This window comes from Halomonas cupida, assembly GCF_900142755.1.
Lineage (GTDB): Bacteria > Pseudomonadota > Gammaproteobacteria > Pseudomonadales > Halomonadaceae > Halomonas > Halomonas cupida.
In genome coordinates this window covers 124,667-146,000 of record NZ_FRCA01000011.1, presented here as the reverse complement: position 1 = coordinate 146,000, position 21,334 = coordinate 124,667, and the positions used below count along the sequence as shown (strand labels likewise).

Sequence of the window (21,334 nt, the reverse complement as noted above, 5' to 3'; positions counted from 1 at the left end):
TGTCCTGCGCAATCTGATCGCCAGCTATCTAGCGTTGCGATGCCCGGGAGTTGGAGCATATTGGTTGTGACCTCGCGTCCACTGCGGCGGTAACCAGCAACAGGTTGATGAACTGCCGGACCTGTTCAAACAGCTCACGGCGAATCGGCTCGATTTCATTGACCAGATGATGCCGTGCTTCGGGGTGGCGGTGAATAGTGGCGTTGGGAAATTTTCCCTCCAGCACAGTCAGGTTCCAGGGACCATCAACGGTCAGGTCGTTGTCGCCCTGGATGATCAGTGTCGGCAACTGGCTGGATGGCAGCTCCATCAATTGTGGCATCCAGCGACGCATGGCGGTGACCCAGCCGGTCGGCAGGCGTAGCGGCTGAAGGGGATCCTGTTCACGCAGGAAGGTGGTGAAGTCAGTATCGTTGGAGTTGGGACGAAAACGCCGAGGCACACTGGAGACAAAGGGGCCGACAATACTGTGCACCCAGGCCGAGCGAGTCCAGTTCCATGGGCGCACCAGTGGAGCCAGCAGCACCAGACCGAGCCAATGGTCGTCGTCTCCATGACTCAGGGTGTCGGTGGCCAGAATCGAGGCACCGGTGCTCTGGCCGAGCCCCAGCCATGGGCCGTTGGCCAGGCCCTCGTCGGTGAGTCGCTGCTGCAGTTGGCGCAGACACTGGCCGTATTCGGCGAAGTCCTCGATATCGGCGCGCTCGCCGCTGGAAAGGCCATGACCGGGCAGGTCCCACATCACGACCTGCAGATTTTCCTCGAGAAGAAGCTCCAGCAGGTGCCGATAGAGGCCCAGGTGGTCGTAGTAGCCATGAACTATGATGGCAGTACCTCGTGGTTGAGGTGGCGTCCATACCTGTGTCCATAGCCGATAGGGCATCGCCTCGATGTTGCCGACGTGCAGCGTTGTTTCGTCCTTGAGAAGTACCCCGAGGCGATAGTGACGGAGATAACCGGCGAGCAGAGTGTCATCGCTTGGCTCGGTGGGCTTGACCAGAGTCATTCCTTCCATCGCCTCAAGGGGAGTGAAATCTGTCATCGCGCCCTCCACCTTGAGTGCCCATGCTAGCGGCACTAATGATTTGGCACCACTGTTTCGTAATGGTTCGGTCACTCATCATTTGGTCTAGCACGATGAGATTGTCGACATTCTCGGGTTTACATATGGAATTATTTTCCACAAAATTGATCGTGAGCAGTCAAACTTCCCCAGTCCGGCCTGCTGGTGCCAAGGGGGGCACGGTTGGCCACACGAGGAGTCTCACCCATGACGCAACGCATTACCCGCCATCGCCTGCAGGTGGCCGCTGAGCTGGACAAGTTCATCAACGAACAGGCTCTGCCCGGTACTGGAGTCGATGCAGACGCCTTCTGGAAGGGTGTCGATGAGATCTTTCACGAGTTGGCACCGGTCAATCGTGAGCTGTTGGCCCACCGTGATGCCCTGCAACTGAAGCTGGACGCCTGGCACAGCGAGCACCCAGGCCCGGTGACAGATATGGCTGCCTATCAGGCTTTCCTCAAGGAAATCGGCTACCTGGTGGATCCGCCCGCCAACGTTGAAGTCACCACCCGCAACGTTGACCGCGAGATTGCGGTTCAGGCCGGTCCGCAGCTGGTGGTACCGGTCAACAACCCGCGCTACGCACTGAATGCTGCCAACGCTCGTTGGGGTAGCCTCTACGACGCGCTCTACGGCACCGATGTCATCGCTGAAGACGATGGCTGTGAAAAGGGCACCAGCTTCAACCCGAAGCGTGGCGAGAAGGTCATCGCCTATGCTCGCAATGTGCTTGATCAGGCAGTTCCGCTGGCCACGGGATCGCACCGTGAGGCAGTCAAGTACGTGTTGCGCGATGGTCGCCTGGTGGTGTCGCTGGAAGGCGGCCGCGAAACCGGCCTCAAGGAGCCGGGAAAGCTGGTCGGCTATCAAGGGGACGCCGCTGCACCCAACGCGATTCTGCTGGCGCATAACGGCCTGCACCTGGAAATCCAGATCGATGCCAGTCACCCGATTGGCAAGACTGATCCGGCAGGCGTCAAGGATCTGGTGGTCGAGGCTGCGCTGACCTCGATCATGGATTGCGAGGACTCGGTTGCCGCAGTGGATGCCGAAGACAAGGTCGGTGTCTATGCCAGCTGGCTGGGCCTGATGAAAGGTGATCTGAGCAGCGAGATCAGCAAGGGTGGCAAGACCTTCACCCGTCGCCTGGCTGAAGATCGTAGCTGGACCACGGCGGATGGCGGCAGTGTCACCCTGCCGGGTCGTTCGCTGTTGTTCGTGCGTAATGTGGGTCACTTGATGACCACGCCGGCGGTACTGGATGCCGAGGGCAACGAGCTGCCCGAGGGTATTCTCGACGGCATCGTGACCTCGCTGATCGCCATGCACGACCTGAAGAAGGGCGATGATCAGCCGCGCAACTCGCGCACCGGCTCGGTGTATATCGTCAAACCGAAGATGCATGGCCCGGACGAGGTGGCGTTTGCCAACACCCTGTTCGGCCGCATCGAGGATCTGCTCGGTCTCGAGCGCGATACCCTGAAGATGGGCATTATGGACGAGGAGCGCCGTACCTCGGTCAACCTCAAGGCCTGTATCAATCAGGCGACCTCCCGAGTGGTGTTCATCAACACTGGCTTCCTCGACCGTACTGGCGACGAGATGCATACCGCCATGCAGGCGGGTGCCATGATCCGCAAGGGCGACATGAAGGGCGCTGCCTGGATTCAGGCCTATGAGCGCAGCAACGTACTCGTCGGCCTGGCCTGTGGTCTGCGTGGCCGTGCCCAGATCGGCAAGGGCATGTGGGCGATGCCGGACCTGATGGCGGCGATGATCGAGCAGAAGATCGGCCATCCGAAGTCGGGCGCCAATACTGCCTGGGTACCGTCACCCACTGCGGCGACATTGCACGCGCTGCACTACCATCAGATCGATGTGGCAGCGGTTCAGCGTGAGCTGGAGGACCAGGACGAGAGCAGTCTGCGCGATGAACTGCTGGCCGGCCTGCTCACGGTGCCGGTGGCTGAGTCCGTCAACTGGAGCGATGACGAGCTTCAGCAGGAACTGGACAACAACTGTCAGGGCATCCTCGGCTATGTGGTGCGCTGGGTCGAGCACGGTGTTGGTTGCTCCAAGGTCCCGGATATCCACGATGTGGGTCTGATGGAGGATCGCGCGACGCTGCGTATTTCCAGTCAGCACATCGCCAACTGGTTGCATCATGGAGTGGTGGACAAGGCACGTGTCCAGCAGACGCTGGAGCGCATGGCGAAGGTGGTGGATGCCCAGAACGAGGGTGACCCCGACTACACGCCGATGAGCGCGGACCTGGCAGGTTCCAGCGCCTTCCAGGCAGCCAGTGACCTGATCTTCAAGGGCAAGGCGCAGCCGGCCGGCTATACTGAGCCGTTGCTGCACCACTGGCGTCAGGTGCACAAGGCCAGGGGCTGATGGCCACCCGGTAGGGGCTCTCATGCCGGGTTGATCGTGACTCAGGGACATGTCTGTGTCGCGAGACAACGCCTCCTCGACCTCGGGTCGAGGAGGCGTTCTGGTATCTGCAGCAGGCAAGTGTGATTGGGCGAGTTTTCCCGCTTGCGTTATGTTGAAGGTCGAGCATCATTCAGAGTGATGCCTATTGGTTAGCCTGTTCGTTATCACCCAGTTGCAGGGAGGCCTTATGACCGTGATGACCCCCGCCGCCATCGAGGACTTTCTCGATGAGGTCTTTCCTCACCGCGCAGGCACTATCGAAGGGGTGGGAGAGATGCGCGCGACCATGAGCCTGGCGGTGGAAGACGAGCACCTGCGACCGGGAGCCTGTGTGTCAGGGCCGACCATGATGGGGCTGGCAGATGTCTGTCTGTACGTGGCTATTCTCGCCCAGATTGGCCCCGAGCCGATGGCAGTCACCACCGACCTCAATTGCCACTTCCTGCGTCGCGCGCGGGGGGACCGGGACTTGATTGCCAATGCTCGCATCATCAAGTTGGGGCGTCGTCTGGCGGTGGGGGAAGTGCTGTTGTTCTGCGATGGAGATGAAGCCCCTGTGGCCCATGTGACGGCGACCTATGCCCTGCCGGATAATGATTGAGGGAGCGCAACGATTGACTCAGCGTTGCTGCCAGATGCCCCAGGCAAGGCGTAGCCAGCCGACAATCAGGACAGCGCCGCCGACCGGAGTCACGATACCGAAGGCGCCAAGGCTGGTGCCCGACAGGGATGCCAGAGCGAGCAGATAGAGGGAACCACTGAACAGCAGAGTGCCGAGGCTCCAGAGGGCAAGCGTCTGACCCTGGAAGGTTTGCCTCTGCGGGGCGCGCCAGGCGAGCAGCGCCATGGCGGCAAGGGTATGCCAGGCCTGATAGCGAACACCGGTAATGAAGGCATCCTCGAAGCGGGGCTCCAGTTGCCCCTTCAGAGCATGGGCGGCAAGGGCACCCAGCACAACCACCATGGCGCCGGATAGCGCCATCGTCAGCCACCAGCCACGATCCTGCATGCACCTGTCCTCCTGTGCGGGTGAAATGAGAGTGCGGAAAATGATTGCAACCGTACCCTGCAGGCGGCCAGATCGCTACAGCCAATTCGTTACCCCGGTGCGCGCTGAAACCGTTACAATAGTCGCCCACGACTCTTCCCCATGGACTCATCAACAATGAGGTAGTCATGCAGATTCAGCTCAATGGTGAGCCTCATGCACTTGACCGCGAGCAGAGTGTGGCCGAGCTGGTCGAGACACTGGGGCTCGGCGGACGACGGATTGCCGTGGAGCTCAATGAGAACATCGTGCCGCGCAGTCTTCATACCGAGACGCTGCTCAGCGACGGCGATAGTGTCGAGATCGTTCATGCCATCGGTGGTGGCTGAGCGCTGATCTTGCCCCGAGCGTTGCCGGCACTCTTGGCTGGCGGCCATCATTTCCTCCGTGACCGTTTCATTGGCGACAAACCAGGACACCCCATGACCGAGATCTTCCAGGACAGCCCGCTGCGCGTTGCCGACTATTCCTTCAATTCTCGTCTGCTGGTCGGTACCGGCAAGTATCGTGATTTCGACGAAACCGGTGAGGCGATTGCCGCCAGTGGTGCCGAGGTCGTGACCTTTGCTGTGCGTCGCACTAACCTCGGTCAGGATGCCGATGCCCCCAATCTACTGGACGTGGTTTCGCCTGAACGCTTCACCCTGTTGCCCAACACCGCCGGGTGCTACAACGCGAAGGATGCGGTGCGTACCTGCCGCCTGGCGCGTGAACTGCTGGATGGCCACAAGCTGGTCAAGCTCGAGGTGCTGGGCGACGACAGCACCCTCTACCCGAATGTGGTCGAGACGCTCAAGGCGGCGGAAACCCTGGTGGCGGACGGATTCGATGTCATGGTCTATACCAGTGATGACCCCATCGTGGCGCGAGAGCTGGAAGCCATCGGCTGTTGCGCAGTGATGCCGCTGGGCTCGCTGATTGGCTCGGGGCTTGGTATCCAGAACCCCTGGAACGTCAGGTTGATCATCGAGCAGGCCCAGGTGCCGGTGTTGGTCGATGCCGGTATCGGCACGGCCTCCGAGGCGGCGCTCGCCATGGAGCTGGGCTGTGACGGTGTGTTGATGAACTCGGCCATTGCCCATGCTCGCGAACCGGTGCTGATGGCTCAGGCCATGAAGCATGCGGTGGAAGCCGGACGCCAGGCATTCCTGGCCGGACGCATGCCGCGCCGTGAGCGTGCTGAGGCTTCATCGCCCTTCGCCGGACGCATCAATGCCTGATGGTAGTGTTCAGGGTTGGTTCAGGCGTGCCCCATTCAGTGCTTCAGTCACTGAGATATCAACCCAGCAAGCCTATGCATTGGGTGGATCGCGGCACAGGGACCTGCCGCCGTCGGCCATCAGGCCGACGCGAGACCGCACCACACTAGCAGATCCGCGTATCTGCGCCAGTGTGGTGCTGACGACAATCAAATCGATCAGGATGAGCTATTTGATTGCCATGTTAATAAATAGGCGCTTTACCCACTGAGAGAAGTATTGCCGCATGACGGACCCCCAACATCAGGACGATCGTCCCAACGACACTCGGACGACCGGTCCGGAAACCTCCGACGCGCCTCTTCACCGGCGCGGTATCAAGAGCTACGTGCTGCGTGCCGGGCGAATGACGCTGGCACAGACCCGTGGCCTCGAGGAGGTCTGGCCACGATTGGGGCTCAGTCTGGCCGATGGCCGCCAGGACCTGGACGTGCTCTTTGGCCGCTCGGCACCACGAGTCGTTGAAATCGGCTTCGGCATGGGCAAGTCCCTGATCGAGCAGGCCGAAACACACCCGGATACCGACTTCATCGGCATCGAGGTGCATGCTCCTGGCGTCGGCAAGCTGCTGGATGAGGCTGACAAGCGTGGCCTGACCAACCTGCGCGTCTACCGTGAGGATGCTCTGGCGGTGCTGGAACAGTGCCTGCCGCCTGCCAGCCTGACCACGCTGCAGCTGTTCTTCCCCGATCCCTGGCCGAAGAAGAAGCACCACAAGCGGCGTATCGTTCAGCCCGCCTTTGTCGAGTTGGTGCGTACTCGCCTCAAGGAAGACGGCACTCTGCACATGGCGACCGACTGGGAAGCCTATGCGGAGTGGATGGCCGAGGTCATGGATGCTGCACCGGGGTACGTCAATACCGCGGCGGCCGATACTGCGCCCTGGGTCCCACGCCCGGACTTTCGCCCGCTGACCAAGTTCGAGGCTCGGGGCGAGTCGCTCGGTCATGGTGTCTGGGACCTGATCTACCGCCGCGCCGATTGAGGCCATTGCCGGAGTGTCGAGACGTCACTCCGGCATACAGCGCCCACAGGGCACCCACCAGCGATACCGTCATTCCTCCCAGCTCGGACAGGCCTGGTTGATCGGCGTACATCAGCATACCCATGACCAGGGTGACGGCGGGTGTCAGCGTGATCAGCGCTGAAGTTCGCGTGACTCCCAAGCGGGTCAGGCTGGCGACCAGAAACCCGTAACCGCCATAGGCGGACAACACCACCAGCCAGATCAGGGCCAATCCGCTATCGAGTCGAATCGGTGGTGGGGCGGGTAGACCGGGCTCGAATACCACGGCCGCCAGTCCGAACAGTAGCGTTGCCGCACTCAGCTGCAGTGCCAGGCGAGTGACCAGTGACAGGGGCGGCCGGTGTCCAGCAGCCGCAGGTGGGGTAAGAATGCTACCGACCGAGACGGCTCCTACGGCCACCAGAGGCAGTGCATAGGCCCACCAGCGTGCAGTGCCGGCGGACTGCAGGTCGCCCACGATCATGGCCATGGCTCCGAGGGTGGCCAGCAGCATCCCCCACCACTGTGCCCGGCAGCTGCGCTCATGCAGAACCTGATGGGCCAGCAAGGCCGCTGCCAGCGGCTGCAGCGCTCCGATCAGTGCCGCTACGTTGGTACTGACTCCTTCCGCGACGGCGAGCAACATCGCCAACAGATACACCCCTACGGTCAGGCTGCCACAGGTCATCTCGTGGCGTACCTGCACCCAGCTCGGCTTCACTCCAGGCCGCGTCCAGCGCAGTGCCACGGCCAGCCAGGCGATCAACGCGGCAAGCGCAAAACGCCAGCTGTAGAAGCCGAGCATCGGAGTGTTCAGATCCAGGGTCATGCGACTGCCGATGAAGCCACTGCTCCAGCACACGACCAGCCCCGCGGCGATGGTCACGGGAGCGATTCCTGCGATCAGGCGCTGGCGAGTTTCCGCCAGTGGGTGATGAATACGCGGCAGTGGCGACATATCAGACTCCGGTGCAAGTGACTGGTGACTGGAATTGAAGTCTGAACCACTGCTAGCCTTTCGAGAATCGCAACGTTCTGCAGGTAGGCTTCAATAAAATTGAAGTCATGATGAATGACAACCTTTGGGAAGAGCCGCCATGAGTGATCGTACCGGAGCCGCACTGGATCTCGAGGCGCTGCGCAGCTTCGTGGTGGTGGCGCAACTGGGTAGCTTTGCGGCGGCGGCAGAGCATCGCCACCGCACGGTGAGTGCCCTGAGTATGCAGATCAAGCGGCTCGAGGAGCGTCTCGACTCGCGCCTGCTGGTACGCGGCTCACGTGGTGTGACTCCCTCACCTGCCGGTGAGCTGTTGCTGGGGGAGGCGCGCGAGCTGTTGCGTCAGCATGATGGTCTGGTATCACGCCTGACCGGCAAGGGACTCAGTGGCCGTGTGCGCTTCGGCATGCCAGAGGGCTATGCGCCGCATCTGGTCGAACAGGTCTTGCCGGATTTTGTTGCCGCTCACCCGAATGTGCTGCTCGAGGCAGTCACCGCTCCCAGCGGCGAACTGGCCAATCGCCTCGAACGAGGAGAACTGTCGTTGGTGGTGGCGCTGGACCGTCCTCATCGCCTGACCGGCGGAACCCCTTTGTGGCAGACCTCGCCTGTCTGGGCTGCGTCACGTGAGTTTGTGCTTGATCCAGCGGCACCCTTGCCATTGGCGCTGCATCCGCTGAACTGCCCGTTTCGTGCTCTGGGGGTCGAGGCGCTGGAGTCGATGGGGCGTGAATGGAGCGCGGTTTTCACCAGCACCAGCATCCACGCTGTGGAAAAGGCCGTCGAGGTGGGGCTGGCGATCAGCATTCTTGATCGTCAGCGGCTGACACCGGCAATGCGTATGCTGACGGGCGAGGACGGTGTGCCGGAGCTGGCCGGCAGTGAAGCGCGACTGTACTTCAGTCGCCGTATTGCCGCGGCGTCCTGGCCGGCGGTGGAAGCATTGGCAGAACTGTTGCGACAGCGCCTGGAAGGCGTGGGCCCCTGGCAAGCCCGCAGAGTCACCACCAGTTTTCCCAGATAAGCGCTGGTGTGGGAGCCAGTCGGTAGATAGACAGATAAAGAAGAGTATCCGGAAAAAATGGTTGATGCGCCCCTTACCACAGCCTTTTGTCATTTAACGTCGTGAGAGATACCGTCATGCGTGGATCCGAATTCGCAGAGCTGCAGGGCTTCATGGCAATCGTTGAGCATGGCAGCTTTGTGCGGGCCGCAGAGTCTCTGCATGTGACGGCTTCAGCGCTAAGCCAGAGCATGAAGAATCTGGAAAGCCGTATGCGTGTACAGTTGCTGTACCGAACAACTCGGCGCGTCCATTTGACAGAAGCCGGGGAGCACTTGGCCACTCGTTTACGACCAGCGTTGAATGAGGTGTCGGCTGCAGTGGCCGATACGGCACAATTCTCCACTCGGCCTCATGGGCGAATTCACGTGCACGCCATGCGACTCGGATCACGGCTCTATCTTGAGCCGTACTTGCCTACCTTCCTCGAGGATTTCCCTGACATCCGTGTTGACGTCACGCTTGATGACGCCTCCCTGGATGTTGTTCAACAAGGCTACGATTTCTCGATTCGCCTTGGGGAAATGCTCGATCAGGACTTCATTGGGCTGCCGCTGGGACCTCGCATTCGGCAGGTTGCTGCGGCCTCGCCATCCTACCTTGAAAGCTTTGGCTATCCGCTAACCCCTGCCGACCTTGGGCAACATCGGTGCATCACCTGGCGGTGGCCGGGCCAGCCAGGCAGCTATCAGTGGGAGTTCTTCAAGGATGGTCAGTGGCAGAAGGTCTCGCTGGAAGGCGTACTCTCTTTTAATGACCAGAGTGTTGCCCTGGAAGCTGCTGTGAGAGGCGCAGGCATCGCCTTCTGGGCGGAAGACCAGATCCAGCCCTATGTCGAGCGTGGCGAACTAGTACCACTGCTGGCTGACTGGAGCGCTCCCTTCGAAGGATTCTATCTCTGCTTTCCCAAGCAGCATCAATATTCGGCCGTGATGCGAGCATTCATCGACTTTCTGAAGCAGGCAATTCCTGTCAGCTCATATTAATTAGCCCCACTAAACAAACCTTTAAAGTAAGCACTGATTATTTAGTCTTTGCTAGCTCCTATTATCCCTCTGCCGTTGTCGACGGCGAATGACCATTATCTGGAGGGAAAAATGATGGACTTGAATCGTGAATTCGAGGGTCGAGTAGCGATCGTGACAGGAGCTGCAGGCGGTGTCGGTAGTGCCTTGGTCAGGCTGTTCGCGGATCGCGGCGCCAGTGTAGTGGCCGAAGACGTGAAGGCTGAGGTCGGAGAGCTTGAACGCTATTCTGAACGTATCGTGACGCTATGCGGTGACCTCTCAGAGGAGCAAACCGCGACGCGTGCGGTCAAGCTGGCCCTGGAGCGCTTTGGCAGGCTGGATATCCTGGTCAACAACGCCGCTCTCATCATCAATAGGCGTGTGGCGGAGATGACGCTCGAAGACTGGGACTCCGTGCTCAACGTCAATTTGAGAGGGACCTTTCTCCATTCACGTGAGGCGATGAAGGTCATGACCGACGCCAAGCGTGGCAGCATCGTGAATGTGGGCTCTTACGCCTGTCACGTGGCGTTCCCCACGATTGGTGCCTATGCCGCGTCCAAGGGCGCCATCGCTCAGTTGACACGTGTCCTGGCGCTAGAGGGGGCCGAACATGGTATTCGGGCAAATGTGGTTGCGCCCGGCGATGTCGTGACTGGCATTCTGGACGACATTATGCCGAATGGCCGTGACTTCCTGGCCGAGCATGGTGCGAGTTCACCGGCCGGGCGAGCCGCCCAGCCCGATGAAATCGCCGAGGTGATCGCGTTTGCCGCTTGCGATCGGGCAAGTTACATGACGGGCTCCATCGTCATGGCGGATGGCGGCTATACTTCCGTCTAATTCGCTACTATCAAGCAAGCAAAACGCCGTCAGTAACACTGGCGGCGCTCCTGTTTCGTGTAATGAAGTCGCTTCGTTCTACCCGCGGGCAGCACGACGTCCACCAGATATTCCGGATACCCATAAAAAAGAAAAGACCGCCCCGAGAGGGGCGGTCCAAGGACCGTGACTAGCAATGAGGAGGAGAAACCAGATCAGCACTGGCAGAGCCCTGATCGGCTACCGACGCCTCATCAACGTCGATGAGCTGACTGTAAATCGTTCTCATTACCCCTGTCAATGATAACGAGAACTTTTTTTAATTGGATGGCGATCTATGAGCGTCGTCATCGCTTTCCAGAGGGAAGTCCCTGTTCAGGGTTCGATTCCATAGGCGCTTTCCATGCTGATCTGCGAAGGGCACAAAAAAAGGCCGCCTCTGGTGTCAGAGGCGGCGCAAGGACCGTGACTAGCAATGAGGAGGAGAAACCAGATTAGCGACTGGCATTGCCTCTGATCTGGCACCGGCGACTCATCAACGCCGATGACCTCAACATAAATCATTCTCATTCTCTCCGTCAATGAAAACGAGAAACTTTTTTAATTGGACGTGGCCCGCTTGGTGGCATGTGGCCGCGAGCTTGCCCTCCGTCGGCTCCCGACTGCTTGCGGCCAGCAGCCCAACGTCCGCTGCTGTTACGCTACCAACCGCATCCATAGCGGCAGGGTGACCATGGCGGCCAGGGTCTGGGCGGTAATCAGGCCGGCCATCAGTTCGGCATCGCCGCCCAGTTGGCGAGCGAGGATATAGGCCGATGTGGCGGTGGGTAGAGCGGCGAACAGCAAGGCAACATCGCGACTGACCGGGTCCAGTCCGAGTAACCAGGCCAGAGCGAGGACCAGCGCCGGCATCAAGGCCAGCTTGACCAGAGACGATACCCATAGCCCGAGATCGCGGCGCATCAGTGCCTGAGGCCGCAGAGCGACCCCCACTGCCACCAACCCCAGCGGTAGGGCGGCGCGGCCGAGAAGTTCCAGAGTACCGGCACTCCAGCCGGGCAGTCCGATACCGGAGAGATTCAGGGCGATGCCGATCAGGCAGGCAAGAATCAGCGGATTCTGGGCCAGCGCCGTGAGTGAACGCCAGAGCCCCGAGCGGCCCAGGGTGCCGGAAGCGATGAAGGTCAGCACGCAGAGCACGTTGACCACGGGAATCATCAGTGCCAGAGCAACGGCTGCGGTGGTGGCTCCCAGGCTGCCATGCAGAGCAGCAGCACCGGCCACGCCAACATAGGTATTGAATCGCACGGCGCCCTGGAACACGGAGGTGAAAGCGGCAGCATCCAGCCCGATACGCGGCTTCAGCCACCACAGCAGGGCGCTGAAGATCAACATGGCGCCAAGCAGGGTAATGGCAACCCGCCCCACCGGTACCTCAGACATGTTTGACTGGGCCAGAGTAGCGATCAGCATCGCTGGAAACAGCAGAAAGTAGATCAGCCGCTCCATGCGCATCCAGAAATCGCCCCCCGGAATGCGACTCATGCCCAGCACTGAACCGAGCAGAATCAACAGAAATAAAGGCCCCAGAGCCGCGGCAATTCCCTGCATGGTAACTCCCTGTTGGTTCAGAGCCTGACGACGAGTGGTGGAGGCTCCTTGAATCGCGTATTCAGCGTTGAAGGCGGTGTTGGCTGCGACAACCGCACGCAGGGGCATGGCGGTAATAGCTGTTAAGCTTGAATTATGCTCATTCGCCTGGGAGGCCGCCTGTTGCCATGTTATTGCGACGGCCCTTTTGGTCGCGCTCGACGCGTCGGCCTCGTCTTCATCTGCTGATTGTCGTCACTCTGGTCACTCTGGTGGTAGCGTTGTGGTATCTGCTGCGCTACCAGCTCAGTGATGAGCATGACGTCACCTGGTACCCACCATCTGCCACTATAACCTGTAATCTGCATGAAGCACCCTGCAGCACAGAGATCGGTGACGCTGGCCGCGTAACTCTAGCCATTCCGGTCGATGGGCCCATCAAGCCATTGGTGATACTGCCGATCGAGGTCACACTGGAGGGCATCGAGGCAGACCGGGTGGTCGTGTCCCTTGAAGGAGTGGACATGGATATGGGTACCTACCGATTCCCCCTCGAAGCCGAGTCTGCACAGCATTTCGTTGGTGAAGGGCAACTGAGCATCTGTACCCGAGATACCATGGATTGGCGTGTTCGAGTTGTCCTGGAGACTCCTCGGGAACGAATGGGAAGCTGGTTTGATGTTGCTGTGGAGCGGAATGAACCATGACAGGACGCAAGGTAGGCATGTCGTTGGCCGTCGTCGGCATTCTGGCGACGGCGCTGTTGCTGAGCTGGAAGCCATGGCAGGCTGCCAATGAGGAGGGGCTGGTCGGTGGCCCTATCGAGTTGCCGGCCACTACTGGCACCTTCTCGCTGTCCGACCTCGGTGATGATCAGATTGCTGTGGTGTTCTTCGGTTTCACCTGGTGTCCGGATGTCTGCCCGATGGCATTATCGGTGATACGTCAGGCGCGCCAGGCATTGCCGGAAGATCAGCGGCAGCGGGTGGTGCCGGTACTGATCTCGGTGGATCCCGAGCGTGATAGCGTGGAGCGGCTCAAGGAATATCTGGCCTTCTTCGGCGATGACTTCATTGGCGCTACCGGCAGCAAGGCGCAGCTGGAGGACGTCGGCAAGCGCTACAACGTGAAATGGCGTCGGCAGGAGTCGCAGGATTCGGCGCTGGGTTACACCATGGACCACAGTGCCTCGTTGTACCTTGTCGATGCCGAGGGGCGGGTAATGCAGCGTGTGCTTCACTCACCCACACCTGGCCCCTTGCAGGCAGCGTTGGAAAAGGTGTTGGGAGGCTGAGCCTTCAGTGCGCCAATATCCGGCGCGGTGATGCCAACCTGCTGTCCAGACAAGATCGCCAGCCCAGAGGGCTGGCGATTGATTCAGTACCGCAACAGCGATGTCGCTTGCCGGCAACCTTATTCGCTGGCTTCAGCCGCTTCTTCTTCGCTGGCTTCTGCTGCTTCGTCATTGGCAGCCGCACTTTCGGTAGCGGCGGCCTCGGCAGTTTCGCCTTCTGCTGCGGCAGCCTCTTCAGCCGGCGTTACGCCCAGCAGCTCGACCTTGAAGACCAGTGTTTCGTTGGGGCCGATCGGGCCTTGACCATAGGTGCCGTAAGCCAGCTCCGGCGGAATGACAACTTCCCAGGTGTCGCCGACGTTCATCATCTTGAGTGCTTCCTGCCAGCCGTCGATCACCTGACCCACCTGGAAGCTGACCGGCTCGCCACGCTCCCAGGAGCTGTCGAAGACGGTGCCATCGATCAGCTTGCCTTCGTAGTTGACCTCAACCGTGTCACCTGCGGCGGGAGTCGCGCCGTCACCTTCCTCGACTTCCTTGTACTGCAGACCGGAATCGGTTGTGGTCACACCATCCTTTTCGGCGTTCTCTGCGCGGTACTCGTCACCAGCAGTCTTGTTTTCCTCAGCCTGCTGCTGCATTTCTTCCATACGTTGCTGCTCTTCTTCCTGGCGCTTGGCCATGGCTTCCTGCTGGAACTGGGTGAGAACCTCGGCGATCTGCTCGTCGGTCATGTCCAGTTCGCCGCCGGCAAACACGTCCTGCACGGCGTCGGTAAAGGCTTCGGTGTCGAGATCTTCAACGTCCTGTTGAATGCTCTGACCCAAGGTGACACCGAGGCTGTAGCTGAGCTTGGCCTGATCGGTTTCCGGTGCAGAGAAAGCCAGCGGTGCCGCCCCCAGCAGGGCGATCAGGGAAGCGGATGTCAGCAGTGTCTTCATGGAAATCCTTAACGTTGGCGAAGTTGCCCCAAGGTATGTTGACGTTTCATCGCGGTGCACGGGGAAACGTCAACAAGCCCTGGTTATGAGTGTCCATTCTGTGACTCTATCAGGCCGCGAATGGTTCCGCATCCACTGGCCATGCATATGACACAGAACAGGAAGTTGGAATATTCAAGCAGGAAACCGTATAGGTAGAAATACGGTAGGCAAGAGATGATTCGACAGTGCTCGTTGGCAAGCACTGTCGACCGACATCCGTCTTCCACTATTAACATGGCAATCAAATGGCTCATCCTGATCGATTTGATTGTCGTCCGCACCACACTGGCGCAGATGCACAGGATCTGCTGGTGTGGTGCGGTCTCGCGTCGGCCTGACGGCACGTCCCTGTGCCGCCATTCACCCAACATGAAAGCATGCCGGGTTAATATCAGAGACTAGACAACTAGTGTCGGGCATTCCGCGGAACCGGAAACGCGCTGAGCGACGCTGCCCAGCAGTAGCCCACTGTCGCCATTGGTACCCTGAGCGCCGATCACTATCAGGTCGCATTCACGCTTGCGGGCAAAGCGCACGATGGTGCGTGACGGGCGCCCGCCCTTGACGAAGGCACGTACCTTTTCCGGCTCAACGCCCAGTTCGATGGCGGCCGTCTTGGCGTGCACCGAAATTTCCGAGGCGTACTCCTTGAGCGCATCGTCCGGTAGATCCAGCTGCTTCGGTCTGACCATGGACAGCGAAGCCTCGAGCAGACTGTGGTGCTTGAACACACAGAGAATATAGATCTCCGCACCGGTCAGAAAGTGTAGTCCTACCGCCTTTTCCAACGCCTTCAAAGCGCTTCTTGATCCGTCTACCGCTACCAGTATTCGATTGAACATCTTGATGGCCCTCCCATGACCAGCATGATCTTTACCTGAAGGCGACGTCGCGCAGGAACAGTGCTATCTGCGGGAACATGATCAGCAGTGCCGCTGCCAGTATCAGCAGGAACACGAAGGGAGGGGTGCCCTTGATCACATCCAGATAGGGGCGCTTGAAGATGGCGATGGCGGTAAAGATATCGCAGCCGAAGGGTGGCGTTGCCGATCCTATGGCGACCTGCAGGGTAATCAGGATGCCGACCAGTACCGGATCGAGCCCGGTGGCCTCGATCGCGGGGGCGAAGATTGGTGTCAGCACCAGAATCACCACGATCGGATCGACGAACATGCAGGCCACGAAGAAGGCGATACAGATGGCAATCAGAACGCCCGTCGGGCCGGCATCATTGATGCCAGCAGCTTCGAGCAGGGCCTGAGGAATCTGCGCGAAGGAAATGATCCACGAAAAGCCGTTGCCGACGGCCACCAGGATGAAGACCACCGCAGTGATCAGGCCTGTGGACTTGGCGATGGCATAGATATCGTTCATCTTCAGCGAGCGGAAGATCAGGAACTCAAGCAGTATCGCGTACATCACACAGGCGGCGGCGGCCTCGGTGGGACTGAAGATGCCGCCGTAGATGCCGCCGACGATGATCACCGGGAAGCCCAGTGGCCAAAGCGCCATGCGTACTGCGCTGAGGCGCTCGCTCCAGCTTGCCTTGGGCTCGGTGGGCACGTTGCGTATCACGGCATAGAGCACGCAATAGACCGAGAACATCATCAGGATCAGCAGACCCGGGCCGATGCCGGCGATGAACAATTCACCGATGGAGGTTCCCGAGATGACCCCGTAGATGATCATGCCGATGCTGGGCGGGATCAGAAAGGCGATATCACTGGAGTTGATGATCAGGGCCAGGGTAAAGGAGTCTGAGTAACCGGACTTGAGCATTCGTGGGCGCAGCGGTGAGCCAACCGCCACCACCGTCGCCTGAGTCGACCCGGACACGGCCCCGAACAGGGTGCAGGACGCAGCGGTGGAGACGGCAAGCCCGCCTTTCACATGACCGATGAAGGCCATGACCATGTTGATCAAACGCTCGGCGGACTGGCCGCGGGTCATGATGTCGGCAGCGAGTATGAACATGGGCACGGCAATCAGCGAGGCGGGGCGAATTCCTGCCATCATCTGCTGGATCAGGGTATCCATGTTACCCAGACCACCGAAGGTCATGAAAAAGCCGATCACTGCTGCCGAGATCAACGGGATCATCATGGGAAAGCCCAGCAGCAGCAGGGCGATCATGGTGCAGACCATTATTGTTGTCATGGGCGTATTCCTCCTGGCGCCGGTTGACGACTCAGACTTCGGTTTCGGTGTCCTTGTAGCCGTCCACTACACCAGTAGACAGATAGACATCATGGGATGTGAGGTTCTTGATCGCTGTCAGCAGGTACTGAATGCCGGTGATCAGGAAGCCGATCGGTACCCAGATATAGATGATGAAAATCGGGAACCCGAGGGCAGGCAGAACGCGCCCCTTGTCAAGAAGATCAAGGACATAGACCGTAGAGAAATACAGCAGGAAAAACATCACCGCTGAAGTGAACAATGAGATGAATATCATCAGCACCTTGCGCCCCCCGACCGGTAACGCATCGTAGATGGCCGACATACGGATATGACGACCGTGTCTGGCGGCATAGCCGATACCCGCAAAGGTGATCATGATGATCAGGATGCGGTTGATTTCACCGGAAAAGAAGATGCTCTCGCCGAAGATGAAGCGGCCAATGACGTTGGCGATGGTGTTGAATGCCATCAACAACACACCGAGCGCCAGGATGACGGCTTCGATACGGCTGATGAAGGTGTCGATGGTGCCCAGGAAACCGGGCAGACTGGATCGGTAATCTTTCTCGGATTCTTCTTCCGTCATGGTGATGCCCTCGTCTACTGAACAGGTTACCGGAGGAGCTGGTGTTCCCTTGTTGCAGCGTAACGCTCGGGTGTCGGCTTTCCGTCATTACGCATCAACGCTGGATATACGCTTGAGCCAGCGCTCAGGCACAGTCAGCGGCCCCGCGCCCCTATATATCAGAAATCATTGAAAAACCGCGCTCGGGAACCCTTCCCCGGACGCAACAGGGGGGCAGCGTGGCTGCCCCCCTGGCGTAGCTCACGATCAATTCTGCAGAGTTATTCAGCCTTGGACTGTACGGCTTCCAGGTCAGCCTTGAACTGGTCGAGCAGTTCCTGGCCGGTTTCGCCGGTCATCTCGATGAATTTCTCTTCCACCTGAGGGGCGCGATCCCTGAAGGCCTGGATCTGTTCCTCGTCCAGACGAGTCACGGTCACTTCATCGGAGGCTTCCTGGATCTTGGCGAGGGATTCCTCGGACAGGCCCTGGATATGCTCGATGGTGGTGTCATAGGCTGCGTCAGTTGCGTCCTGCACCAACTGCTTGTCCTCGTCGGAGAGGCCTTCAAAGAAGTCGCTATTGGCCATCATGGCGGTGGTGAACCAGCCGTGACCAGTGAAGATCAGGTTGGGAGAGACTTCGTAGAGACCGCCGGACTCGATCCAGAAGATCGGGTTTTCCTGGCCATCGATGATGCCTGTCTGCAGGCCACCATAAACCTCGCCCCAGGCCATTGGCGTCGGGGTGGCGCCAAAGGCGCGATAGGTTTCCGCCAGCAGCGGGTTGGTCATGGTGCGGATCTTCTTGTTGTCGAAGCCCTCCGGTGAGGTGACCGGCTCGTCGGCGGTCACCACCATTTCGCCTTCCGGGTACATCTGCAGCAGCGTCAGGCCATGCTCGGCATACAGCTCGGGGAACATCTCGTTGATGGCCTTGCTCTCGTCAAAGAACTCGAGCACGGTTTCTTCGTCGGTCGGCAGCAGATAGGGAATGAAGAAGATCTGAGCAGAAGGAATCAGGGCGCCGGTGAACCCTGGTGACTGGTTGACGAACTGGAGGATGCCGTTCTGTGTCTGCTCCATGATGTCATCGGACTCTCCCAGCTCGCCAAAGCGGTACACCTGGACGGAGTGGTCGGAATTGTCTTCGACATACTGCTTGAATGCCTGGGCAAAGACGTCCTGTACATCGCCCTCGTATTCTTCATGAGCATAGCGCCAGGTATCGGCCAGAGCGGCAGATGACATACCAAGCATAAGGGCGCCAATGCTGGCGGTGGTCAACAGTTTAGTTGCCTTCATTGTTGGGGTTCCTCTGCAGTTCTTGTCTTGGAGAAATAAGGAGAATTCTGCTTGTATTTCAGTGTTGTTGTTCGTGCACGATCATTGATGCCCAGCCGATGCCAATATACATAAGCAAAGGGTGCAGAACTTCTCATGCGCTGCAATTCAGGCTAGCGCGGCGCTTACAGAGGGTCAAGCTGGCTTTCTATATGTCTAACTGTGCCAACTTGCGATTTTTCCTGAATTTCCCCCTCTGTATATAGCACTTTTTCCAGGCGAGGGAGTGGCCGGGAAAGAGGCTCGAGTCCGTTGCCATCAAGGCTAATTTTCATGAGGATATGTAGTGTCTCACGCTCGGCCGCCAACTCGGCCTCGCTGATCCGTAAGCGAACACTTGCTACCCCTTCGCAAGCCCGCGCAGCTGCCTTCAACTGACGGCGCAGCGAGCGAAGCGGGTAGGTCACTTCACGCTGCCAGTCTCTGGCTTCGGTCGGGAAGTCGCCAGCCCTGATGGCATGGCGATACAGCCAGCAACGCCACAGCAGTTCGCACACATCCCAGCCATGATTGTCCTGGAGTTGCAGGCAGGCCTGCTCGATGCCCGGTTGCGCATAGAACTGCAGAGCGAACTCCCATAGCGGATCATTCTGCAGCCGGTGACGCAGTTGCGAGATGAATTCGGTAGAATCTGCGCTCAAGGAAGCGTACCTCAAGTGTACGAATGACATTTTGATCGCCCAGCGACCTCTCGATGAGGTCGGAGCACCATGGAGCCTCGATGATTGCACTGCGCCAGGTGACCCTGCAACGTGGGGCCGAACCGCTGTTTGAAGAAGCCGATGTGACGCTGCACGCCGGTCACAAGGCCGGTATCGTAGGCCCCAACGGGGCCGGCAAGTCCAGCCTGTTTGGTCTGATCCTCGGTGAGATCGGTGCCGACAAGGGCAGTATCGAGATGAGCGGTGGCCAGCGCATCGCTCATATGGCGCAGGAGGTCGATGCGCTGGATCGTCCCATCGTGGAATACGTTCTCGATGGCGATAGCGAGCTGCGTCGTACCGAGGCCGCGCTGACAGAGGCCCGGGCCAGCCAGGACCATCACCGAGAAGCGGAGCTGCACGGTATCATCGACGCTCTGGATGGCTACAGCGCCCCGGCGCGCGCCGCTCAACTGCTGGTAGGGCTGGGCTTTACTCAGCAGGATCTCGACAAGCCGCTGTCGGCGTTTTCCGGTGGCTGGCGCATGCGTGCCAACCTGGCACGCACCCTGTTCATGCCCTCGGATGTGCTGCTGCTTGATGAGCCGACCAACCACCTCGACCTTGATGCCCTGCTGTGGCTCGAACAGTGGCTGGTACGCTATCCCGGTACCTTGCTGTTGATCTCCCATGATCGGGACTTTCTCGATGCGGTCTGCGATCACATTGTGCACTTCGATCGCAGGCGCCTGGTGCTGTATCGCGGCAACTATTCGACCTTCGAGCGCACCCGCGCCGAGAAGATGGCCCTGCAGCAGGCTCAAGCCGCGAAGCAGCAGGCTCGGCGCGAGGAAATCGAGAAGTTCGTTGAGCGTTTCCGCTATAAGGCCACCAAGGCACGTCAGGCCCAGAGCCGTCTGAAGATGCTCGAGCGCATGGGTTCCATTGCCGAGGCACATGCCGACTCCCCGTTCCACTTCACGCTACCGGCGGCCGACAAGACATCGCATCCTCTGCTGGTCATGGATGAGGCCAGACTCGGCTACCGCGACACCGAGCAGGGCGAGCGGGTTCAACTCGACCAGGTTCGCCTGACCATTCTGCCTGGCCAGCGTATCGGTCTGCTGGGCCCCAATGGCGCGGGCAAATCGACCCTGATCAAGTCGCTGACGGGTGATCTGCCGCTGCTGGCCGGCAAGCGAGTGGCGGGTGAACACCTGGCCATTGGCTATTTCGCCCAGCACCAATTGGAAGGTCTCGACCTGTCGTCGACACCCTTCCAGCATGTGCAGCGCCTCTCGCCGACCGCTGCGGACAGTGAGATACGCCGTTTCCTTGGTGGCTTCGGCTTTCCAGGGGACGATGTCTTCGCCCAGGTCGAGAGCTTCTCGGGCGGCGAGAAGGCGCGATTGGCGTTGTCGCTGGTAGCGTGGCAGAAGCCCAATCTATTGTTGCTCGACGAGCCGACCAACCACCTTGATCTGGAAATGCGCGAGGCACTGACCGAAGCTCTGGCCGCCTTCGATGGTACGGTCATTGTGGTGTCTCACGACCGCCACCTGCTCAAGGCAACGGTTGATGAGTTCTGGCGAGTGGCTGACCATCGTGTCGAGCCTTTCGATGGTGATCTGGAAGACTATCGCGACTGGCTCAGAAGTCGTCTGGAGGCTGAGCGACGTGATGCACGTCAGTCGAAGGGGGCGAAGGCGGAGTCGGCTGAGGTGGTCTCGCCTCGAGAGGATCGCAAGGCCTCGCGTCGTGCCGCTGCCGAGCAGCGTGAGAAACTGCGGCCTCTGAAGCGCGAGAGAGACAAGGCTGAGCAGGCCATGGAGAAGGTGCAGCAGCAGTTGGCGGCGTTGGAGGAACAACTGGCCGATGCCGAACTGTATACCGACCCGGCCCGCAAGACGGAGTTGTCCGAGGTGCTGGCCCGCCAGGCGGAGCTCGGGGCTCAACTGGCGGACCTTGAGCAGCAGTGGCTGGCGGCGGAGGAAGCGCTGGAGGAGCTGACGGAACAGCTGAACCAGTAGTCA

20 protein-coding genes and 1 pseudogene are annotated in these 21,334 nt (G+C 59.7%); 11 read left to right on the top strand and 10 right to left on the bottom strand.

Annotated features, from left to right (window positions below; genetic code table 11):
- Nucleotides 1–28: 28 nt before the first annotated feature.
- Nucleotides 29–1,042 (bottom strand): alpha/beta hydrolase, encoded by a 1,014-nt coding sequence (locus BUE38_RS18355; protein ID WP_073436689.1) that lies wholly within the window; start codon nucleotides 1,040–1,042, stop codon nucleotides 29–31.
- Between the two features lie 228 nt (nucleotides 1,043–1,270).
- On the opposite strand from BUE38_RS18355, the gene BUE38_RS18350 reads away from it, so the two are divergent.
- Together BUE38_RS18350 and BUE38_RS18345 are read left to right on the top strand one after the other, a co-directional pair.
- Nucleotides 1,271–3,460 (top strand): malate synthase G, encoded by a 2,190-nt coding sequence (locus BUE38_RS18350; protein WP_073436688.1) that lies wholly within the window; start codon nucleotides 1,271–1,273, stop codon nucleotides 3,458–3,460.
- A 229-nt stretch (nucleotides 3,461–3,689) separates the two neighbouring features.
- Nucleotides 3,690–4,103 (top strand): PaaI family thioesterase, encoded by a 414-nt coding sequence (locus tag BUE38_RS18345; RefSeq protein ID WP_073436687.1) that lies wholly within the window; start codon nucleotides 3,690–3,692, stop codon nucleotides 4,101–4,103.
- Between the two features lie 18 nt (nucleotides 4,104–4,121).
- On the opposite strand, the gene BUE38_RS18340 is transcribed toward BUE38_RS18345, so the two are convergent.
- Nucleotides 4,122–4,511, bottom strand: coding sequence for a DUF423 domain-containing protein (locus BUE38_RS18340; RefSeq protein WP_073436686.1), 390 nt, complete (start codon nucleotides 4,509–4,511; stop codon nucleotides 4,122–4,124).
- Between the two features lie 167 nt (nucleotides 4,512–4,678).
- Between BUE38_RS18340 and thiS the strand changes: the two genes are divergently transcribed.
- The 3 genes from thiS (at nucleotide 4,679) to trmB (ending at nucleotide 6,794) form a co-directional block, all read left to right on the top strand.
- On the top strand, nucleotides 4,679–4,879 hold the full coding sequence (gene thiS, locus BUE38_RS18335) for a sulfur carrier protein ThiS (protein WP_073436685.1): 201 nt from the start codon (nucleotides 4,679–4,681) through the stop codon (nucleotides 4,877–4,879).
- Between the two features lie 93 nt (nucleotides 4,880–4,972).
- Entirely contained in the window at nucleotides 4,973–5,770 is a 798-nt protein-coding gene (locus tag BUE38_RS18330) for a thiazole synthase (protein ID WP_073436684.1), read from the top strand.
- Nucleotides 5,771–6,035: 265 nt separating this feature from the next.
- A complete protein-coding gene (trmB, locus tag BUE38_RS23290) occupies nucleotides 6,036–6,794 on the top strand; it encodes a tRNA (guanosine(46)-N7)-methyltransferase TrmB (protein ID WP_073436683.1) in 759 nt (252 codons plus the stop codon).
- A 52-nt stretch (nucleotides 6,795–6,846) separates the two neighbouring features.
- Here the strand turns inward: trmB and BUE38_RS18320 are convergent.
- Nucleotides 6,847–7,773 (bottom strand): annotated as a pseudogene (locus BUE38_RS18320) (DMT family transporter); the annotation flags it as partial.
- A gap of 139 nt (nucleotides 7,774–7,912) precedes the next feature.
- Between BUE38_RS18320 and BUE38_RS18315 the strand changes: the two are divergent.
- The 3 genes from BUE38_RS18315 (at nucleotide 7,913) to BUE38_RS18305 (ending at nucleotide 10,725) form a co-directional block, all read left to right on the top strand.
- Nucleotides 7,913–8,836: a LysR family transcriptional regulator gene (locus tag BUE38_RS18315; protein WP_073436681.1), complete on the top strand. Its 924-nt coding sequence runs from the start codon at nucleotides 7,913–7,915 to the stop codon at nucleotides 8,834–8,836.
- Between the two features lie 116 nt (nucleotides 8,837–8,952).
- Nucleotides 8,953–9,861 (top strand): LysR family transcriptional regulator, encoded by a 909-nt coding sequence (locus BUE38_RS18310; protein WP_073436680.1) that lies wholly within the window; start codon nucleotides 8,953–8,955, stop codon nucleotides 9,859–9,861.
- A gap of 111 nt (nucleotides 9,862–9,972) precedes the next feature.
- Nucleotides 9,973–10,725: an SDR family NAD(P)-dependent oxidoreductase gene (locus tag BUE38_RS18305; RefSeq protein ID WP_073436679.1), complete on the top strand. Its 753-nt coding sequence runs from the start codon at nucleotides 9,973–9,975 to the stop codon at nucleotides 10,723–10,725.
- Between the two features lie 675 nt (nucleotides 10,726–11,400).
- Here BUE38_RS18305 and BUE38_RS18295 read toward each other — a convergent pair.
- On the bottom strand, nucleotides 11,401–12,315 hold the full coding sequence (locus BUE38_RS18295) for an AEC family transporter (RefSeq protein WP_073436721.1): 915 nt from the start codon (nucleotides 12,313–12,315) through the stop codon (nucleotides 11,401–11,403).
- 167 nt (nucleotides 12,316–12,482) lie between these two features.
- On the opposite strand from BUE38_RS18295, the gene BUE38_RS18290 reads away from it, so the two are divergent.
- A complete protein-coding gene (locus BUE38_RS18290) occupies nucleotides 12,483–13,001 on the top strand; it encodes a hypothetical protein (RefSeq protein ID WP_073436677.1) in 519 nt (172 codons plus the stop codon).
- A complete protein-coding gene (locus BUE38_RS18285) occupies nucleotides 12,998–13,588 on the top strand; it encodes an SCO family protein (RefSeq protein ID WP_073436676.1) in 591 nt (196 codons plus the stop codon). The genes BUE38_RS18290 and BUE38_RS18285 overlap by 4 nt, the downstream gene beginning before the upstream one ends.
- Nucleotides 13,589–13,707: 119 nt before the next feature.
- Here the strand turns inward: BUE38_RS18285 and BUE38_RS18280 are convergent, their stop codons facing one another.
- From BUE38_RS18280 to BUE38_RS18255, 6 genes are all read right to left on the bottom strand, one after another.
- Entirely contained in the window at nucleotides 13,708–14,529 is an 822-nt protein-coding gene (locus BUE38_RS18280; RefSeq protein WP_073436675.1) for a BamJ family beta-barrel-assembly machinery protein, read from the bottom strand.
- A gap of 440 nt (nucleotides 14,530–14,969) precedes the next feature.
- The gene (locus tag BUE38_RS18275; RefSeq protein WP_073436674.1) at nucleotides 14,970–15,413 is read right to left on the bottom strand and encodes a universal stress protein; all 444 of its coding nucleotides are present in this window, start codon (nucleotides 15,411–15,413) and stop codon (nucleotides 14,970–14,972) included.
- A 31-nt stretch (nucleotides 15,414–15,444) separates the two neighbouring features.
- On the bottom strand, nucleotides 15,445–16,728 hold the full coding sequence (locus tag BUE38_RS18270) for a TRAP transporter large permease (RefSeq protein WP_073436673.1): 1,284 nt from the start codon (nucleotides 16,726–16,728) through the stop codon (nucleotides 15,445–15,447).
- Between the two features lie 31 nt (nucleotides 16,729–16,759).
- The gene (locus BUE38_RS18265) at nucleotides 16,760–17,338 is read right to left on the bottom strand and encodes a TRAP transporter small permease (RefSeq protein ID WP_073436672.1); all 579 of its coding nucleotides are present in this window, start codon (nucleotides 17,336–17,338) and stop codon (nucleotides 16,760–16,762) included.
- Nucleotides 17,339–17,598: 260 nt separating this feature from the next.
- Nucleotides 17,599–18,621 carry a TRAP transporter substrate-binding protein gene (locus BUE38_RS18260; protein WP_073436671.1) on the bottom strand — a complete coding sequence of 341 codons (1,023 nt, stop codon included), beginning with the start codon at nucleotides 18,619–18,621 and terminating at the stop codon, nucleotides 17,599–17,601.
- Between the two features lie 164 nt (nucleotides 18,622–18,785).
- Entirely contained in the window at nucleotides 18,786–19,301 is a 516-nt protein-coding gene (locus tag BUE38_RS18255) for a TIGR02444 family protein (RefSeq protein WP_073436670.1), read from the bottom strand.
- Between the two features lie 80 nt (nucleotides 19,302–19,381).
- Between BUE38_RS18255 and BUE38_RS18250 the strand changes: the two genes are divergently transcribed.
- On the top strand, nucleotides 19,382–21,331 hold the full coding sequence (locus BUE38_RS18250) for an ABC-F family ATP-binding cassette domain-containing protein (RefSeq protein ID WP_073436669.1): 1,950 nt from the start codon (nucleotides 19,382–19,384) through the stop codon (nucleotides 21,329–21,331).
- Nucleotides 21,332–21,334 lie beyond the last annotated feature (3 nt).

Excerpts from the sequence above, each read along its gene's own strand:
- BUE38_RS18285 (WP_073436676.1), top strand. The coding sequence starts at position 12,998 with ATGACAGGACGCAAGGTAGGCATGTCGTTGGCCGTCGTCGGCATTCTG.
- BUE38_RS18350 (WP_073436688.1), top strand. The coding sequence starts at position 1,271 with ATGACGCAACGCATTACCCGCCATCGCCTGCAGGTGGCCGCTGAGCTG.
- BUE38_RS18315 (WP_073436681.1), top strand. The coding sequence starts at position 7,913 with ATGAGTGATCGTACCGGAGCCGCACTGGATCTCGAGGCGCTGCGCAGC.
- BUE38_RS18345 (WP_073436687.1), top strand. The coding sequence starts at position 3,690 with ATGACCGTGATGACCCCCGCCGCCATCGAGGACTTTCTCGATGAGGTC.
- BUE38_RS18310 (WP_073436680.1), top strand. The coding sequence starts at position 8,953 with ATGCGTGGATCCGAATTCGCAGAGCTGCAGGGCTTCATGGCAATCGTT.
- BUE38_RS18305 (WP_073436679.1), top strand. The coding sequence starts at position 9,973 with ATGATGGACTTGAATCGTGAATTCGAGGGTCGAGTAGCGATCGTGACA.
- BUE38_RS18290 (WP_073436677.1), top strand. The coding sequence starts at position 12,483 with ATGTTATTGCGACGGCCCTTTTGGTCGCGCTCGACGCGTCGGCCTCGT.
- BUE38_RS18280 (WP_073436675.1), bottom strand. The coding sequence starts at position 14,529 with ATGAAGACACTGCTGACATCCGCTTCCCTGATCGCCCTGCTGGGGGCG.
- BUE38_RS18270 (WP_073436673.1), bottom strand. The coding sequence starts at position 16,728 with ATGACAACAATAATGGTCTGCACCATGATCGCCCTGCTGCTGCTGGGC.
- trmB (WP_073436683.1), top strand. The coding sequence starts at position 6,036 with ATGACGGACCCCCAACATCAGGACGATCGTCCCAACGACACTCGGACG.
- BUE38_RS18340 (WP_073436686.1), bottom strand. The coding sequence starts at position 4,511 with ATGCAGGATCGTGGCTGGTGGCTGACGATGGCGCTATCCGGCGCCATG.
- BUE38_RS18260 (WP_073436671.1), bottom strand. The coding sequence starts at position 18,621 with ATGAAGGCAACTAAACTGTTGACCACCGCCAGCATTGGCGCCCTTATG.
- BUE38_RS18265 (WP_073436672.1), bottom strand. The coding sequence starts at position 17,338 with ATGACGGAAGAAGAATCCGAGAAAGATTACCGATCCAGTCTGCCCGGT.
- BUE38_RS18250 (WP_073436669.1), top strand. The coding sequence starts at position 19,382 with ATGATTGCACTGCGCCAGGTGACCCTGCAACGTGGGGCCGAACCGCTG.
- BUE38_RS18275 (WP_073436674.1), bottom strand. The coding sequence starts at position 15,413 with ATGTTCAATCGAATACTGGTAGCGGTAGACGGATCAAGAAGCGCTTTG.
- BUE38_RS18295 (WP_073436721.1), bottom strand. The coding sequence starts at position 12,315 with ATGCAGGGAATTGCCGCGGCTCTGGGGCCTTTATTTCTGTTGATTCTG.
- BUE38_RS18355 (WP_073436689.1), bottom strand. The coding sequence starts at position 1,042 with ATGACAGATTTCACTCCCCTTGAGGCGATGGAAGGAATGACTCTGGTC.
- thiS (WP_073436685.1), top strand. The coding sequence starts at position 4,679 with ATGCAGATTCAGCTCAATGGTGAGCCTCATGCACTTGACCGCGAGCAG.
- BUE38_RS18330 (WP_073436684.1), top strand. The coding sequence starts at position 4,973 with ATGACCGAGATCTTCCAGGACAGCCCGCTGCGCGTTGCCGACTATTCC.